Annotated in this window: 16 protein-coding genes; 7 read left to right on the plus strand and 9 right to left on the minus strand. The window is 42.3% G+C overall.

Going from position 1 to position 16,350, the window contains the following annotated elements:
* Positions 1-257: 257 nt before the first annotated feature.
* A complete protein-coding gene (locus Q0541_RS20050) occupies positions 258-1,895 on the plus strand; it encodes an NAD(P)/FAD-dependent oxidoreductase (protein ID WP_298914121.1) in 1,638 nt (545 codons plus the stop codon).
* Between the two features lie 157 nt (positions 1,896-2,052).
* Here the strand turns inward: Q0541_RS20050 and Q0541_RS20055 are convergent, their stop codons facing one another.
* Positions 2,053-2,409 carry a peptidase inhibitor family I36 protein gene (locus Q0541_RS20055; protein WP_298914124.1) on the minus strand — a complete coding sequence of 119 codons (357 nt, stop codon included), beginning with the start codon at positions 2,407-2,409 and terminating at the stop codon, positions 2,053-2,055.
* Between the two features lie 585 nt (positions 2,410-2,994).
* On the opposite strand from Q0541_RS20055, the gene Q0541_RS20060 reads away from it, so the two are divergent.
* Positions 2,995-3,879 (plus strand): hypothetical protein, encoded by an 885-nt coding sequence (locus Q0541_RS20060; RefSeq protein WP_298914128.1) that lies wholly within the window; start codon positions 2,995-2,997, stop codon positions 3,877-3,879.
* Positions 3,880-3,912: 33 nt separating this feature from the next.
* Here Q0541_RS20060 and Q0541_RS20065 read toward each other — a convergent pair whose 3' ends face one another.
* From Q0541_RS20065 to Q0541_RS20075, 3 genes are all read right to left on the minus strand, one after another.
* Positions 3,913-4,035: a hypothetical protein gene (locus Q0541_RS20065; protein ID WP_298914131.1), complete on the minus strand. Its 123-nt coding sequence runs from the start codon at positions 4,033-4,035 to the stop codon at positions 3,913-3,915.
* A 152-nt stretch (positions 4,036-4,187) separates the two neighbouring features.
* Positions 4,188-4,454 carry a hypothetical protein gene (locus Q0541_RS20070; protein WP_298914134.1) on the minus strand — a complete coding sequence of 89 codons (267 nt, stop codon included), beginning with the start codon at positions 4,452-4,454 and terminating at the stop codon, positions 4,188-4,190.
* An 885-nt stretch (positions 4,455-5,339) separates the two neighbouring features.
* On the minus strand, positions 5,340-6,464 hold the full coding sequence (locus tag Q0541_RS20075; protein WP_298914137.1) for a THUMP domain-containing protein: 1,125 nt from the start codon (positions 6,462-6,464) through the stop codon (positions 5,340-5,342).
* A gap of 433 nt (positions 6,465-6,897) precedes the next feature.
* Here Q0541_RS20075 and Q0541_RS20080 point away from each other — a divergent pair, with 433 nt between their 5' ends.
* Positions 6,898-8,295: a hypothetical protein gene (locus tag Q0541_RS20080; RefSeq protein WP_298914140.1), complete on the plus strand. Its 1,398-nt coding sequence runs from the start codon at positions 6,898-6,900 to the stop codon at positions 8,293-8,295.
* Positions 8,296-8,626: 331 nt separating this feature from the next.
* On the opposite strand, the gene Q0541_RS20085 is transcribed toward Q0541_RS20080, so the two are convergent.
* Entirely contained in the window at positions 8,627-9,514 is an 888-nt protein-coding gene (locus Q0541_RS20085) for a UTP--glucose-1-phosphate uridylyltransferase (RefSeq protein WP_298914142.1), read from the minus strand.
* Positions 9,515-9,524: 10 nt separating this feature from the next.
* Positions 9,525-10,706, minus strand: a complete 1,182-nt coding sequence (hemW, locus tag Q0541_RS20090; RefSeq protein ID WP_298914145.1) for a radical SAM family heme chaperone HemW — start codon at positions 10,704-10,706, stop codon at positions 9,525-9,527.
* A gap of 251 nt (positions 10,707-10,957) precedes the next feature.
* Here hemW and Q0541_RS20095 point away from each other — a divergent pair, with 251 nt between their 5' ends.
* Entirely contained in the window at positions 10,958-12,034 is a 1,077-nt protein-coding gene (locus Q0541_RS20095; protein WP_298914148.1) for a PIN/TRAM domain-containing protein, read from the plus strand.
* A gap of 64 nt (positions 12,035-12,098) precedes the next feature.
* On the opposite strand, the gene Q0541_RS20100 is transcribed toward Q0541_RS20095, so the two are convergent.
* Entirely contained in the window at positions 12,099-12,890 is a 792-nt protein-coding gene (locus tag Q0541_RS20100) for an Rpn family recombination-promoting nuclease/putative transposase (protein ID WP_298914151.1), read from the minus strand.
* Positions 12,891-12,962: 72 nt separating this feature from the next.
* On the minus strand, positions 12,963-13,349 hold the full coding sequence (locus Q0541_RS20105; RefSeq protein WP_298914154.1) for a VOC family protein: 387 nt from the start codon (positions 13,347-13,349) through the stop codon (positions 12,963-12,965).
* Here Q0541_RS20105 and Q0541_RS20110 point away from each other — a divergent pair.
* Both Q0541_RS20110 and Q0541_RS20115 read left to right on the plus strand, forming a co-directional pair.
* The gene (locus Q0541_RS20110; protein ID WP_298914156.1) at positions 13,348-13,542 is read left to right on the plus strand and encodes a hypothetical protein; all 195 of its coding nucleotides are present in this window, start codon (positions 13,348-13,350) and stop codon (positions 13,540-13,542) included. The two genes, Q0541_RS20105 and Q0541_RS20110, sit on opposite strands and share 2 nt — an antisense overlap.
* A gap of 580 nt (positions 13,543-14,122) precedes the next feature.
* The gene (locus Q0541_RS20115; protein ID WP_298914159.1) at positions 14,123-14,251 is read left to right on the plus strand and encodes a hypothetical protein; all 129 of its coding nucleotides are present in this window, start codon (positions 14,123-14,125) and stop codon (positions 14,249-14,251) included.
* A gap of 448 nt (positions 14,252-14,699) precedes the next feature.
* Here the strand turns inward: Q0541_RS20115 and Q0541_RS20120 are convergent, their stop codons facing one another.
* The gene (locus tag Q0541_RS20120; protein ID WP_298914162.1) at positions 14,700-15,389 is read right to left on the minus strand and encodes a Crp/Fnr family transcriptional regulator; all 690 of its coding nucleotides are present in this window, start codon (positions 15,387-15,389) and stop codon (positions 14,700-14,702) included.
* 246 nt (positions 15,390-15,635) lie between these two features.
* Here Q0541_RS20120 and Q0541_RS20125 point away from each other — a divergent pair, with 246 nt between their 5' ends.
* On the plus strand, positions 15,636-16,259 hold the full coding sequence (locus Q0541_RS20125; RefSeq protein WP_298914165.1) for a chemotaxis protein CheB: 624 nt from the start codon (positions 15,636-15,638) through the stop codon (positions 16,257-16,259).
* The last annotated feature ends 91 nt before the right edge of the window (positions 16,260-16,350 follow it).

Here is a 16,350-nt window from a genome sequence, read left to right on the forward strand (position 1 = left end):
CCAAGTTGCTCAACACACTGCAACTAGACCTTAACAGGTATTGATTTCAACTAAACTTTTCTTGTTTCTCTGAGGTAATTTTTGCTACGTATTATTACTCATTGCAACTGCGTCGGGAGGGGGGTTAGGTTTTTCGTGGGTTTTTCCATGACGTGAAAAGTCAGTATTTATGTAAGGTTTCGGCAGAAGGCAGTATTCGTCCTGCCTCCTGCCTCTCTTGTTAATATTTTGATAGACAGTATGCATTTCTCCTCGCTATGTTACGACTAACAGAAGTAAAGCTCCCGCTTGATCATCCTGAAGATGAGATCAAGTCTGCCATCCTCAAAAAGCTGCAAATCACAGCCGAAGATTTGATCAGCTATTCCATCTTCAAGCGTAGCTATGATGCCCGTAAGAAAGGAGAGATCAGCCTTGTCTATATTCTAGATGTAGAAACGACTCAGGAAACTCATTTACTCAAGCGTCTGAAAAAAGATCCCCATGTGATCGCCACGCCAGACATGAGTTATCGCCCAGTGGCACAAGCACCCAGCAATTTGGGAATTCGCCCCATCATCATTGGTACAGGGCCTAGCGGCTTGTTTGCGGGTTTGATGCTCGCGCAAATGGGCTTCTGTCCAATCATTTTAGAACGTGGCAAACAAGTTCGCGATCGCACCGTTGATACCTTTAACTTTTGGAAGAAAAAATCAGACTTCAACCCAGAATCCAATGTTCAGTTTGGCGAAGGTGGAGCAGGTACATTCTCTGATGGCAAACTTTACAGTCAAGTCAAAGATCCTCAGCATTATGGGCGCAAGGTACTAACCGAACTCGTCAATGCGGGAGCCTCACCGGAAATTCTTTATATCAACAAACCGCACATCGGCACCTTCAAACTGGTGGGAATCGTCCAAAGTATGCGTGCCAAAATCGAATCCCTCGGTGGTGAAATTCGCTTTCAAAGTCGGGTGGAAGATATCAACATCGAAAATGGACAGGTGCGGGGAGTCACCCTCGCCAGTGGGGAATATATCGCCAGCGATCATGTGGTTCTGGCGGTAGGTCACAGCGCCCGCGATACTTTCCAAATGCTATTTGATCGCGGGGTTTACATCGAGGCTAAACCTTTTTCCATCGGCTTTCGGGTGGAACATCCCCAGTCTTTGATCGACCAATGCCGTTTCGGCGCTCAGGCTGGTCATAAGCTTTTAGGTGCTGCCGATTACAAACTGGTTCACCACTGCCAAAATGGTCGTTCCGTCTATAGTTTCTGTATGTGTCCAGGGGGCTTAGTGGTTGCAGCCGCATCAGAACCGGGGCGACTTGTCACCAATGGGATGAGCCAATACTCTCGCAATGAGCGCAATGCTAATAGTGCGATCGTTGTGGGCATCACCCCCGAAGATTATCCGGGAAATGCCTTAGCGGGAATTGACTTCCAACGGCGCTTGGAAGAACAGGCTTTTGAGTTGGGCGGTGGGACTTATGAAGCTCCAGGGCAGTTGGTGGGGGACTTTCTCAACCATCGCCCCTCTACAGCATTGGGCACAGTTAAACCGTCTTATACACCTGGGGTACATTTGGGTGATTTGAGCCAGAGTTTACCAGATTATGCGATCGCCGCCATCCGTGAAGCACTTCCCGCTTTTGACAAACAAATTAAAGGATTTGCGATGGACGATGCCGTGTTGACTGGGGTGGAAACCCGCACGTCATCACCGATTCGGATTAAACGCCAAGAGGATTATCAAAGTTTAAATACAGTCGGTCTTTATCCGGCTGGGGAAGGAGCGGGATACGCAGGGGGAATTCTCTCGGCTGGTATCGATGGTATCAAGGTTGCAGAGGCGGTGGCTTTAAGTATTTTGAAAAATTGCGTAGTTTACCGCCGTAGGCATCGCAAAATCTGAAATAGTGAATGCGATACCTATGGTAAGCTGCCAAGAGTGCAAAGTACAAGTAGTTGAAAGCGTTCAGAAGATCAGATTAAGTGACATACTCCACTTTCAGGACAAGTGCCTTACCCCTAGCTGTCTAATACTTATCCGAACCGTATTGGATGATGACTTAACGAATTGATTTGAGGGATGAGATTCTATTATTCAGCTTACCAAGGTTTCCACGAGCCTCGTCTGGTCCTACATCAATATATTCACCTTTGAAGTTTTTGTCTGCGTAGAATCTCCACTTTTGACCATTGTTGACTTGAATAGCTGAGGCTTTGTTGTTGAATCCAAACTTAGTTAAATCTGCCACAGCATTGTTCGTATCAAATGATGCTCCTGTTCCAATTTGCTGATCCCACAAAGTTACATCTGTTACAGTCTGTGAAGATTGTGCCGATACACTTGTGTGGTGAATGGCAAATCCACTTATGGAACTGGCAATTAAAACTGCCAAAAGTGTGAATTTATTAGTCAGCATTACTGGATTCATGATGTTTTTTTTTATTTTGTAAGTGAAATTTGACTTCTATATATTTATTGGTGTGAGGAATCAATATTATGCAGTTAGTGAGAAAATTTATTTTTGCCGAATTTTATACAGCAAATACACATATACCTGCTTCTATAACTAATTGCCTCTCTGAGTGTAGTTATTCCTGATTTAACACAGAAATGACTTTTATATTGGACAAGCACTAATGTCTTTTTTTAGTCACTACATTAAGTGCATTTATAATAGCTTGATATAACTTTTGATAAGTTTTGCCAACTTGCGAATGTAATACAAATTATTTAGCCTTGGGTGTTTTTATTCTTATTTGTACCCCTAAAGGTTTACAATTAATTTAATGGCAACCTAACTAGTGCGTCACACACTTACAGGTGTGATATTGCATATATAGCAGATTTTAAGTGAGGTACAAAAATACCCTACTCGCACTGTCGCGCACCCTCTCCGATGCTTTGGGGAGGGTTGGGAAGGGGTGTACTTAATTTACTTGCAAAGAACTGTAAACTCCCCACTTGCTGGGAAAATTAATTTAATGGCAACAGAATTACAGTAATGATGAACAAATTCAAATATTTTTCCATCTTATTTTTATATATCCTTTTGATGGACGGAGCGACTGTAAATATTTCTGCCCAGGCTGCTGGAAGTAAAGTTTTAGTAACGGCTCAAAACGAATCTCTTAACAAATCGGATATTGATAAAGTTATCGCTTTTTACGAATGGGCATTTTTAGCAAAATTCACTAGTGAACAGCGCAATGAATATCAGTCAATAAAATTAAATGAGTTTCGCAAAGACCCAGATGGAACCAGAAAAAGCATTGACAATATAATTTCTAATTATACACAAGCTCGTGCTAAGAATGAAGAGGAACAAAGCCGGATTCGGCAGGCATTTAACGGAGAATTTGTAGGGCAATTGCGAAATTTACCGAATGATTCGGAAGCCAAACTTTTGCTGTCTGTTTACGATAGCGCACACGCGGCTGAAACCGCTTCAAATGATGCTGGTGATTCATCTGGTAGCGTTGGAGAGATTTCATCTCTAGTTGGAAAATGGGTTTGGACACATACCGGAAACAGTGCTATAAGCACGAGTGGCGCATATATCGGATCAAACGGTTCACGTTTCACTTATCAATTTATGCCGAACGGAACGGTCGAATTTACGGGAATAATGAACGTAATGAACGGCAGCTGCAACCAGCAAATTTTCCAATCTCGAAAAGGAAAAGCCAGTCTGAGCGGCAGTACGATGACAATTAACTGGTCTCCAGCAACTTTCACTCGTGACTTTTCGTGCGACAGAGCAAACAACTACACAAAAACTCTGCCTGCTGAAAACGAAACTTATCAGGTGAAATTCAAAACCGATCTAGGTCAGAAACAGCTTTGTCTAATAAGTAAGGATGAAACCTGTTTCAGCCCGACAAAGTAGGGCAAATGACAAAGCAAGCTTTATTTCGTTTACTCAACTAGCTAAATTGTCAATTTCAAAAAGGCGATCGCCATACTTACGGTAAACTGCGAAGATCGCAAAGTCCAAGTAGTTGAGAGCGATCGCTTTAAACATATTACAAATCGGAAATCGCAAAATCTGATCGATTCTGTATCAATTCTAATATCAAGCCCCACCTAGATGCTTTCGAGGTAGGGCTTTTGTTTTTATGTCTGGAGTCAATATACAATCATGTATCAAGCGCGATGGCGTACACGCCCTTTCCGGTGGCGATCGCAGTGCAGAATTTACCCGATTGTTAAAGCTGGTTCTTTACAGAAGTTAAATAGGGCTGACTCAGTTTCTGATTCATCTTCAAATACAGCAGAAATGTACCATTCACAGGGCGAACCATTCGTATATTCAGCCCAAGCAATTGTTGCTGTTTGACCTGATAGAATTCCTGACTCACCCAAGCTAAATGAAGCCCACTCCTGATCATCGACAGATACCCATAACTCTGTAATTGTCAGTTCGGTTTTATTGGTAACGGTAAAGGTGAATAGGTCTGACATAAATAGCCTTTTAGCAATAAATAAATTGCAGATTGTCAGTCACAGATCATACTGGCACTTTTTTAAAGCATTTGTGATCTTAACTGTCAGAATCTATGCTCAGAGAAGGGTCGAAGTTTTTTTAGCTCAACTTAAATTTATGAAACAGGATTAAAAATCTCACTGATTCTATATGAGTCTATTGAGATAGCCAATGCTACACAAGAGCGGATTTAGGTCGCGGCTCTCACAAACCCCGATAATACAGTACATCCCCAATGTCACTAAATTTTGAGGCAATGGATTTTTTACTGAGCAGAAGTAGTTGAGAGCGATCGCCTTAAACATACTACAAACCAGAAATCGCAAAATCTGATCGATTCTGTCTTAGTACAGTTTTGCATAAAAGCGTAGCGTTTTTAATGCAGGGGGATGCATTAACAATGTGGCCGACGCATTAACATTGTATCGGAATGCATTAACAATGCGGCCGACGCATTAACATTGTATCGGGATGCATTGGCATTGCAGGGGGATGCATTGGCATTGCAGAGGAACGCATTAACATTGTATTGGGATGCATTGGCATTGCAAGGTATTACCAAATTTAATTCGCTACCAATTAATCAAATAGGACTTAGAGGTTGTTTGAAAAGTCGCAAAGTATACTAGAAACCCCTCTCCAAACCTCTCCCGGAAGCGGAGAGAGGCTTTTAAACCCCCATTCCCTTGTAGGGAAGGGGGACTAGGGGGTTAAGTTTCTGAGATTTAGATGTTACCAAAAATACTTTTAAAACATCCTCTTACGCAATAACTCTCTGAAACCTTATTCCTTTGTGTCCTTTGCGTCCTTTGCGGTTCGTTTTTTCATGATTTTGCGTAAGTCCTGTCAAATATGAACTGTACTTAGTACAACTCATACTTCATTAACTGACAGGGCAGCGTTCCGTTGTAGACTGCAATCCGCTGGGATGATTTTAGTCCAATCGATTGAGACAGTTCTTTGTTGCCACTCAGGACAAACGCAGTCCAGCCTTTGAAGCGTTGTTTCAGGACATCGCCCAAAAGTTTGTAAAATGCTCCCAAATCACTATCTCGCCCCAGGCGTTCGCCATAAGGTGGATTGCAGAATAAAACCCCACTGTCTGCGGGGGCGACAACATCGGCAAGCTCCATTTGAGAAAACCATACATGGTTATCAACGCCGCAGTTTTGAGCATTGTTAATCGCCTGCTCAATCACGTTCTCATCGCGATCGCTTCCCCAAATAGGAGCAGTCAGGGTATCCAGTTGGCTGTCCTTAGCTTCTTGGAGCAGCTTTTCTAAAAGGGACAGATCAAAATCGAGCCAATTTTCAAATCCAAAGCAATCACGAAACAGCCCTGGTGCTATGTTGAGAGCCTTTAAGCTAGCTTCCAGGGGTAAAGTGCCAGATCCACACAGAGGATCGTAGAACATCTGGTTTGGCTGCCAACCCGAAAGTTGAATCAGGGCAGCAGCCAGAGATTCCTTGAGAGGGGCTGATCCAACCGCAGGGCGATAGCCTCGGCGGTGCAAACTATTTCCAGAACTGTCAAGTTTGACGGTACAAAAGTCGCGTTCAATATGAACATTGATCCGTACATCTGGTTCATGAAGCTCTACATTTGAACGCTCACCCAGATTTGACTGCTGCTGGTCAACGATCGCATTTTTGACTTGGAGAGATGTGAAGTGGCTGTGGTTGAGGCGATCATTTTTGCCCGTGACATTCACCGCCAGCGTCATGTCTGGCGTCAAATAGTTTTGCCAATCAATGGTCTGGATACCGCGATAGAGATCCTTGGCATCAAGGCATGGAAACTCATCGATGTTCACCAAGATTCGGAACGGCAGCCTAGCCCAGAGGTTGACGCGATAAAGCAGGGTGCGATCGCCCTCAAAGGCTACACCGCAAAACCCTGGCTTTACGGAATGGGCACCCAGTTGCTCCAACTCCTGAGCTGCAAGGCTTTCTAATCCGCGAGCAACCGTTGCAAAATACTGATTCATCCTCTAATCCAAAGCATTGTCTTCACTGCTGACCGATTGACCAGAAACAAAAAGGTACAAGCCCCTAAATTTATTTATGGGGTTCAAAATCTTTGACTTTTGACTTTTGACTTCCCCGAACGCAAGAGCGTCTCCGCAGGAGAAGGGGCTGACGCACTTTAGCTTAACTCATATCTTGTGACATTCTCTCTCGTGAAGTCTGCGACTATAACGTTAAGTTGGGTACAACGAATTAAGTAACTCAGCATCACAAGCCCCAGACAAACGGAATCAAGGCTGAGTAAGGACACAACAAATATTTTTTGAAAGAGATTATATTTCTTCAGTTTAAGTACTATCTTAAATCAATCAACCCTGCTAGTATCAGGCTGAAATAGTGTTCTTGCACTTTTGAATACAACCCATTAATTAAATATAGTCAGAGGAATAAACTATGACTTTACTATCTGATATTGTTCTGCTACAAGACTTAACAGCGTCAGATGATCACGAATTGGTCGAGTTAAAAGCTGAACTTCCGGCGACGGTAAATCGGTTAACCAACCCGCTTTTAGGAAGTATCTTTGGTCGTGACCTGAAATTTGGTATTGCCTCTTTCAAGGATAAGCCAATTCCGCCTTTCGGCGGTTACGCTGACTATGTATATCAAGCAGAAGTCGCTTTGACAAATAATGTCACAACAGTTAAAGACAAAATTTTTGGCTTTGAAGCTTTTGGTGGCAATGATGGGCCGGAATCACAATTAGACGCACTCTTGTACACAGCTTTAGATAGCGGTGGCAGCCTTGGTTACAGAGTAGGTTCATTTCGTATTGTTTTCCTAGCCACTGATAGTGTTTATCATGTTGCCGGCGATCGGGCAGCAGTTAGTTCAAGTAATACTATTGCCAATAATGGAGATGGTGTAATAGATCCTTATGAAGATTATCCAGAGATTGGACAAGTAAAAACTGCGCTTGAAGCAAATAACATTATTCCAATTTTTCTAGTTACGAGTAATGTTGTAGCCGATTACGAGGAACTAGTTACCAAGCTTGGTCGAGGTAGTGTACTGACTCTTGGTTCTAAAAGTGAGAATGTTGCTGATGCCATAAAAGAGGCAATTGCTCGATCCAGAAATGTGATAAGTACTGATGTTGCTACGACAAATGCAGATGATACCTTTAGTAGGAGGGATTTTTCACCTGGTAATAACGTTATTTTTGCTGAGGGCGGTAATGACAGTATTTCGCTTTCTGGTGTTGCTGGGAACCATTACATCGATGGGGGGGCGGGTTCTGACACCCTTTTTGGTGGATCTGGTGCAGACAGAATAGATGGGGGTAGTGATGACGACAAGCTCGTGGGAGGCAAGGGTGATGATATTCTCTTTGGCAGTAGTGGAAAAGATACTCTGATCGGTGGCAAGGGCAACGATTACCTCCAGGGAGATAGTGGGGACGACATCTTAATAGGAGGCGCAGGTTCAGATAGGTTTGCATTTGCAACAGGATCAAAGTTTGATATTAGGGAACTCGGAGTTGATAGTATTAAAGATTTCACTCCTAATCAAGACAAGATCCAACTATCGAAATATACCTTTACCGCTCTCAGTAACTCGGTTTTCCCAACTGCATTAAATTCCACAGACTTTGCCACAGTGACGAACGATAGTTTAGCAGCAGTTAGTGGTGCTAAAATTGTTTACAATAGCCTTAATGGTAGTCTCTTTTATAACCCCAATGGTTCAGCGGATGGTTTTGCTGATATTAATTCGGGGGGTAAATTTGCACAATTGGGTGCTACCTCCTTTCCGGCTCTAACTACTAATAGTTTTGAGGTAGTTTTGTGATTGATTTAGTTTAATTTTCAACTTCACACAAAGGACTTCCAAGGAATAAAGTATTTAGTCATTGATAATAATCATTGAAGAGTGTGATCAGTCAGTGCTGCACCACACACTTCACACACCCCCGCTATAAGCCAATACGCTTCGGTTAAGGCTATGCAGTCCTAATAACAAAGAAAACAGGAGGCTGTCATCAGGGGCAAACTAAACGGTGTGGTTTTAATGTGCCTCAAGTCTTTACTCATCGCTCTACTTACCTCAATAGCTTACTGTCTGCTTGAGCCACCTTAAAAAGTGAGATTCTCCCAGACAAACTAATTGAACTGAAATTAATCTATAATTTTCTAAAATCAATCATTGTCTGACGATAGGCATCTGGCAATCCTGTATCAAAACACTTGCCTTTAACAACATATCCTGTCATTCCCTCTTCCTGACGCAATCCTTCAAGACAGGATGTTAACTGAAATTCGCCTCGTTCTCGGAAATTTTTGTTGATGTGTTCTGCTAGAAAGTCAAAAATTTTCGGCGTTAGTAAATATAAGCCAAATATACATAAAAACTCATTTTCTGACATTCCCTCTACACGCAAATGCTGTTGTGCATACTCAATATTAGGCTTTTCATAGAGTTGTGTAACTTCCAGAATCGAGTTTATATCTTGCCAAACTCCTGTTACACATCCAGCTTTATGAATAATCTCTGCTGGCATTGTAGTTAAGCCAATAATGTTTTGATTAACTTGTTTGTAAACATCTAAAACTTGACTAGCACAAGATTTTTCAGTGTCAGATGCGTAAATGTGATCGCCCAGCATGAGCAAAAATGGCTCATCTTGCACCCATTCCTTAGCACAAAATACCGCATGTCCATAGCCTAATTGCTCCTCTTGCAATAAGATGGTAATTCTGCCACCTAAATCTTCGAGATATCGGCTATATTCTTGATTTTGCGGTGAAAGTTTATCTAAAAGTTCTTTTTTGGGTGGGTTTTTCAATAAATCTTCAAAAATTTCTTTGTCATCTGGCTGCACCACGATCGCCACTTCTGCAATTCCAGCACTGATTGCTTCTTCAATAATTGCAAGAATGACAGGTTTTGCCTTGCCATCTTGATCAATAATCGGGAAAAGTTCTTTTTTCACAACTTTAGTAGCTGGAAACAACCGAGTGCCAAAACCAGCTACCGGAATCACAGCTTTTCTAACTTGATTTTTCTGCATAAGCAGTTCATCACCCCAACTTCTCAAACAACTCTGCCAACACCACATTAGAAAACAAAAATCCTTGGGGATCAATCAAACGCAACCTTCCGTCTGCAACTTCCACCCAACCTCTCTCAAAATACCCTTGCAAACACTTGCAAATCTCTTCTACCTTCTCTTCCCCAAACGCCTGTGCCAACGCCACCAAACTCAAACCCTCCGCCAAACGCAACCCCAACATTAACGTCTCTAACAATACTTCCTTTGGGGGAGTCAGATCACAATCAATCACACCGCCAGCTTTCACCCACTGGTAATACTCCCTAGTCTTGCGCGGACGAGTGAAGCGCTTCCCCTGAACATAACTCGCCGCACCCATCCCAAAGCCGTAGTAAGGGCGGTTTTCCCAATAGACTCGATTATGCCGACACTGATGACCAAGTTGGGCATAATTGGAAATTTCATAATGCTCATAACCTGAACTAGTCAAAACCTGCTGCCCCATCTGGTACATTTTGACTGTGGCTTCATCCGTAGGCATTGGAGTATCACCAGGTTTGTAGTAACGACCAAAGGCTGTACCTGGTTCGATGGTAAGATCATAGATTGAAATGTGAGTGGGTAAAAGCGCCACCGCTTTTGTTAGGGAATCCTGCCATTGATCCAAAGACTGATGCGGCAACCCGGAAATTAAGTCTAAACTAAATTCGGGAACCTCAACTTGGTGGATTAGTTCCACAGCTGCAAAAATATCTTCAACTGAGTGCGATCGCCCCGCCCTTTGCAATAATTCTGATTGAAAGGCTTGTACACCTAGACTTACTCGGTTCACGCCCACATTGCGATAGCCTGCTATATGTGCTAAATCAAAGGTGGCTGGGTCTATTTCCATAGAAATTTCTGCCCCAGATGCAATACCAAAACGCTTCTCTAGCTCTGTGACTATTCGTTGTAGCTGCTCTATTGATAGCAGCGAAGGAGTACCACCACCGAAGAAAATTGTCTTCAGGGGTTGACCCAATGCTGGTGTAATGGCAATTTCTTGACATAGCACCTCAACATATTGGGAAATAGTACCAGATGTTTCGCCCCGCAAGCGATCGCCCACAACAGACACCGGGAAATCACAATAAAAGCACCGCCGTCTGCAAAAGGGAATATGCACATAAGCAGAACTCGCAATTCCAGAAATACTAAATTTTTGACTCATTTTGAGAAAAGTTTTAAGTTAATCCAACTGCAAATTAGAGACAATGAAAATAAGTGGTTTATTTACAAGTTTTTGCCGTTTTACAACGAAACAATGAAAAATATTAAGATAAAAGCCTTTGGTTATAATAATTGCAGATATTGCCCTACTAAACCCTTAGTCTAAGTCAATATTGATGAGTTTATCTTACCGATGAAATAAAAAATACTTAAGTTTATCGGTTAACACAGTTGCAGGAAAACAAGACAACCATGCTTGACGCCATTATCGTTTTCTCATTTATCCTAGCAGCGTCGGGAATAGGGTTCTACAGCATCGAACTACTACCCAATGACACACTAGATCAGGTAACAAATCTTGAAGCTTTACGCTTAATTGTTGCCGTCTTTGCCGCTATTATTGGTGGTGCGATCGGGCTGAGTTTCCAGACGACATATCGTCGCCTAGAATCACAAGTCAAAGAAATGCCTTTGGAAGTGATCTTAACTCGTGCCATTGGCTTAGTGATTGGGCTATTACTAGCTAACCTGATGCTAGCCCCACTATTTTTACTACCTATACCGGCGGATTTTGGATTTATTAAGCCACTAGTGGCAGTTGTCGGCAGTATTATCCTCTCCGTCACTGGTATGAATTTGGCAGATACCCACGGGCGAGGCTTATTGCGGTTCATTAATCCCAACACTGTCGAATCGATGGTAGTGGAAGGAACATTAAAACCAGCCAATACCAAAGTTTTAGACACCAGTTGCATTATCGATGGTCGCATTGAAGCGTTACTAGAAACAGGGTTTCTGGAAGGGCAAATTCTCGTGCCACAGTTTGTCTTGCAAGAACTCCAACAAGTAGCGGATGCTAGCAAAGACCAAAAGCGGGTACGGGGAAGGCGAGGACTAGAAATTCTTAACCGCATTAAGGAAGATTACCCCGATCGCATCCTAATTAATGCAGTTGACTACGAAGATATTCCCACAGTGGATGCGAAGTTAGTCCGCTTCGCCCAAGAAATCAGCGGTACATTGCTAACCAACGACTACAACTTGTCTAAAGTCGCCAGCGTTCAGAAAGTACCTGTTTTGAATGTGAATGATTTAGTGAATGCCGTCCGTCCCAGTTATTTACCAGGTGACAACCTGGATTTGAAAATTCTCAAGGAAGGTAAAGAACCCAGTCAAGGCATTGGCTACCTAGATGACGGCACAATGGTTGTTGTTGAAGAAGGTAGTAGTTATGTGGGTGGTGAATTGCGGGTGGTAGTCACCAGTGCTTTACAAACTACAGCAGGAAGAATGATTTTTGCCAAACCCCAAGCTTCCGCATTAGCGTGAGGGAAATGTCCGGTGCAATTAAATATAAATTGTGCAATCGGTGCAGTCAACCTGCACCGATTATTTATTTGGACTCACCAGACTCAGTTACCTGCAAATACTGTAACTGCTCAATTGATAACCCTGTCAATCTTGCTATCTGTTCTAATGGCATACCAGTATTAAAAAGATTGCTTGCCACTTCAAGTAAAGCTTCAGCTTTCCCTTCAGCTTTCCCTTCAGCTTTCCCTTCTTGTAAAATATCTTGATAAATTGCTGACTCGCGCATAATATCTGACCTCAAAACTCGTCTAATAACCTCTTTGTCTAATACTAAACCAGCTAAAATCGCCGTGGAAGCAGCAATATTACTTTGAGTTCTTGATTCTCTAATACCGTTAATTTCCCGTGCCACTTCGTTAAGTATGACTTCTGGATCAATTGTACTACTCAACACCGCCAAAGGTAAAAGTCCAGGTGTTCGCAGGAATACTTCGGTTGGTTGTTCCCAAAGTCTGATAACTGCAAATTCATGGCGTGTTCCAGAAATTGTAAATGTATTTTGTTGCACCAAATTTGAATTTGTCTGCTTGAGGTAAATCACAACTTGGTGCATTGCTTTGTCTGGAAAACGGCGATATACTCGCAACCGATAGTCAATCATCCGAAAAGGAATTTCCGTATCCACTTGGGTTTGAAATTCCAAATGTAATATGCTTTGCTCTGACTGTAGCAGAATTAGGGCATCAGCGCGAATAGGTTCAAGAGATAATTCTTTTGGACTTAGTTCTGTGAAAATAATGGGTTCGCCTAATAACCAAGTGGCGAAGTCGCTGGAGAAATTTTCAGCTAAAAATTTGCAGATATTGTCAAACATTTGAGAATTTTACCAAATAGCTCGCTCATTTGCTATTTATTTAAAACTCTTTAATCCAAACATCTATATATTCTAATTTTCATAAATCTCTAATGGTAAATTATCTGGGTCTTGAAAAAAAGTAAATTTTTTACCTGTAATTTCATCAATTCTGATATCTTCTACCTTTAACCCTTTTGATTTTAAATAAAAAACAGTTTGCTCAACATCATCAACTTTAAAAGCAAGATGCCTTAAACCACAAGCTTCTGGACTACTAAATCGTTGCGGAGGATTTGGGAAAGAGAATAGCTCTATTTGAGTATTTTCTGCAACTTTTAAATCTAATTTATAAGAATTTCTTTCGGCGCGAAAAATCTCTTGAATAATCGGAAAGCCTAAAACTTCTACATAAAATTTTTTGGAGCGATCGTAGTCGGAACAAATAATGGCTACATGATGAATGCCAGTGGTTTTCATGTGTACTTCTCAAGCTACTAAACATTTACCTCTAGCACTTCTGGCAGAGTTTTGCTATTTTTTGGAAGATATTCAGCAAGCCTTAATTTTTGCATCGTCCTACTTGGGCGATCGCATCATTGAACTACCTAACCGCTATGAAACTGTTGCCCCGTCAGGGATTACCACTCTCTGCGGCAGTATTGCTACGTGATGCAGGTATCGACACCATCCACGTGGGTGAAATTGCGATGTCTGAAGCTGAAGATGCAGAAATCATTTGTTGCCTGATGTCTAACTTTTCGCATATTTAACTAAAATTTATATTTAATCAGCAAAAAGGCTTATTGCTTTCTCAAAACTTCATATTCAATAAGCAAAAAGGCATATTGCTTTCTCAAAATGCTTGATTGTTTACTCAAAATGCCTGATTGCTTTCTCATTTCAGTAGATTTAGCAAGTAAAAAGAGATATTGCTTTCTCAAACCCCAGTTTGCTTTCTCATTTCGGTAGATTTAGCAAGTAAAAAGAGATATTGTTTTCTCAAACTCCAGTCTGCTTTCTCATTTCGGTAGATTTAGCAAGCAAAAGGAGATATTGCTTTCTCAAACCCCAGTTTGCTTATTTATTTAAGTAATTCACGTATTGATTTTGGTGTATGGTTGAGCCGAAAGCTTGCGATGTCTACGACGGGCTATGACGCTCGTTCGCGCCAGCGTGCCGTAGGCAAGACTCGCTCTAAGCGTTCGCGTAGCGTCTCGTAGAGAAGCCATGCCGCAGGCTTTACGCAACTCTTGGAGACGCTGCGCGTAGCTTGCTTCCCCGTAGGGGTACGCTATCGGCGTCGCGATCGGTTGATTCAGCAAGAATTTTTCAACGGCTTGCTGGTGATGCTGGCTTATTGGTTAAATATAAGCGATTGACAAGGGTTTGAAGCGGTGAACCAGTGATTGAAAACTAAGGCTAAACACATTGATCGAACCACGACTACTCAATTGAATGCACAAGTTTAGCCTGAATCCTCAGATATGAATGATGAAGAATTTGACGAGGCATAAATGAGAATTAATGCCTAAATAGTGTTAATCAGGTATTTGTTTATAAAACAATACAGTTCAGTTAAGGCTTGATCCTCCCTAACCCTCCTTAAAAAGGAGGGAACTAGTACCGCTGCGCGGAAGTCAAAAGTCAAAAGTCAAAAGTCAAAAGTATTGTATTCCTTGCTCTTGCGTCATTTTGAATAGTATGTTTATTTACGCCGTGTTGTACTAGAGCAAGCCTTTTTAAGGGGAGTGTGATCGGTGCATTTACGCGCACGTAGTTTTGGCTCTTGGGGCTTTGTGTGCAGATCCAAAGATGAAGCCAATAACCTTAATTGTCGTTAAGCAAACGCTCAAACTCCGCTCTGACAACTTGGTAACACTCGCAGGTGGTAGCTTCTAAACCTGAGCGGTCAAGGATAGTCATTTGTCCACGAACATAGTCGATTAGCCCCGCCCTTTGAAGAATAGAGGCAGTAAGGCTAACACTGGAGCGATTCACACCTAGCATTTTGCTGAGAAATTCTTGAGTGAGTGGAAAAGTACCTGTTTCTACTCGATCAGCCGTCATCAGCAGCCAACGGCACAATCGCTCTTCTATTGAGTGCAGGCGGTTACACGCAGCTGATTGGGCGATTTGATTAAACAGCCCTTGCGTGTATCGTTGGAGCAGATCGTGCAACGGACTACTTGCGGTGACATGAGTTTTAAATGTATCTACTCTCATCCTCAAACCAGAGCCAGGGACTTGTATAAAACACTCGCCCGGAATCCTATCGGCTCCCAGGAATACTGGAAGACCCACCATTCCTTCATTGCCCACCGTAGCCACTTCGATTGCCGAACCGTCCGTCAAAACGGTGAGCATAGAGGCTACGCCATAGTTGAGGAAATAGACGTACTCAATTGGTTGGTTACGTATGTAAAGGTGTTGTTTTATCTCTAGCGGGACAACCTCCATATAAGCAACAAGACGAGAGTATTCCTTAGAGGGTAGAGCAGCTAGAAGTTGGTTTTTCACAAGTGCAGGATTTTTGAAACAGAGATAGCACGAAGCTGTTTAAGCCAGTCTTATCTGTATTAAATAACCAGCAGCAATCAAGAACCTCTAGCAAAAGGTTTATCTATTGTCAACAGTTTGTATTTGTTGTCTAAATAACATAGAATAATTATATGTTAGTGAGCTAACATAGCAGAGTAACTTGTCAGACTGCTATAGCACTAATTAGATGATCGCTACTGAGCGCTAAACATTCGCAAAGAAAAAATGGCGTTACAACAACGACACCGAATTCTGTCACACTTCCCCAATATTGCTTATAACATAGTGGCGATCGGAGCTTCTGCGGGCGGGCAAAAACCAATCATCCAAATTTTGTCGGCTTTACCAGCAGATTTCGCGGCGGCGATTATTGTAGTTCAGCACATGAATCCTCTCTACCCTAGTCATCTGGCACATATCCTCAGTGGCCATACAGCGTTGCGGGTAGAGCAGGCAAAATCAGGGGAGATAATGCGTCCAGGGACAGTTTACACTTATGTTCCAGATCGGCATTTAGTAGTCGGTGCTAACGGTAAGCTGTCTCTGTTAGAGTCGCCAAAAATGAACTTTGTTCGCCCCTCAGTGGATAAACTATTCATGTCGGTAGGACTTAATTACGGAATGCGGGCAATTGCTGTTATCCTAAGTGGGTTTGGCAGAGATGGTGCTTTAGGAGTGATGGCAATCAAAAAGTATGGCGGCACAACGATTGCTCAAGATGAAACTACTTCGGAGTACTTCGATATGCCTTCAGCAGCTATTGACACCGGGAAAGTAGATTTTGTTCTGACTCCAGAGGCGATTGCCAAGAGCTTGAGTAGCCTGGTAATGAAGGAATTAGCAGCATAAGGGATAATTTATTAATTAAATAGGCAGTTTTGGCTGCTGTTTGCAGCATTGTGGCTGCACCAGTGCGATCGCCTTGTTGCAATTTCGCCTC

Source organism: uncultured Nostoc sp., from assembly GCF_937863485.1.
GTDB lineage: Bacteria > Cyanobacteriota > Cyanobacteriia > Cyanobacteriales > Nostocaceae > Nostoc.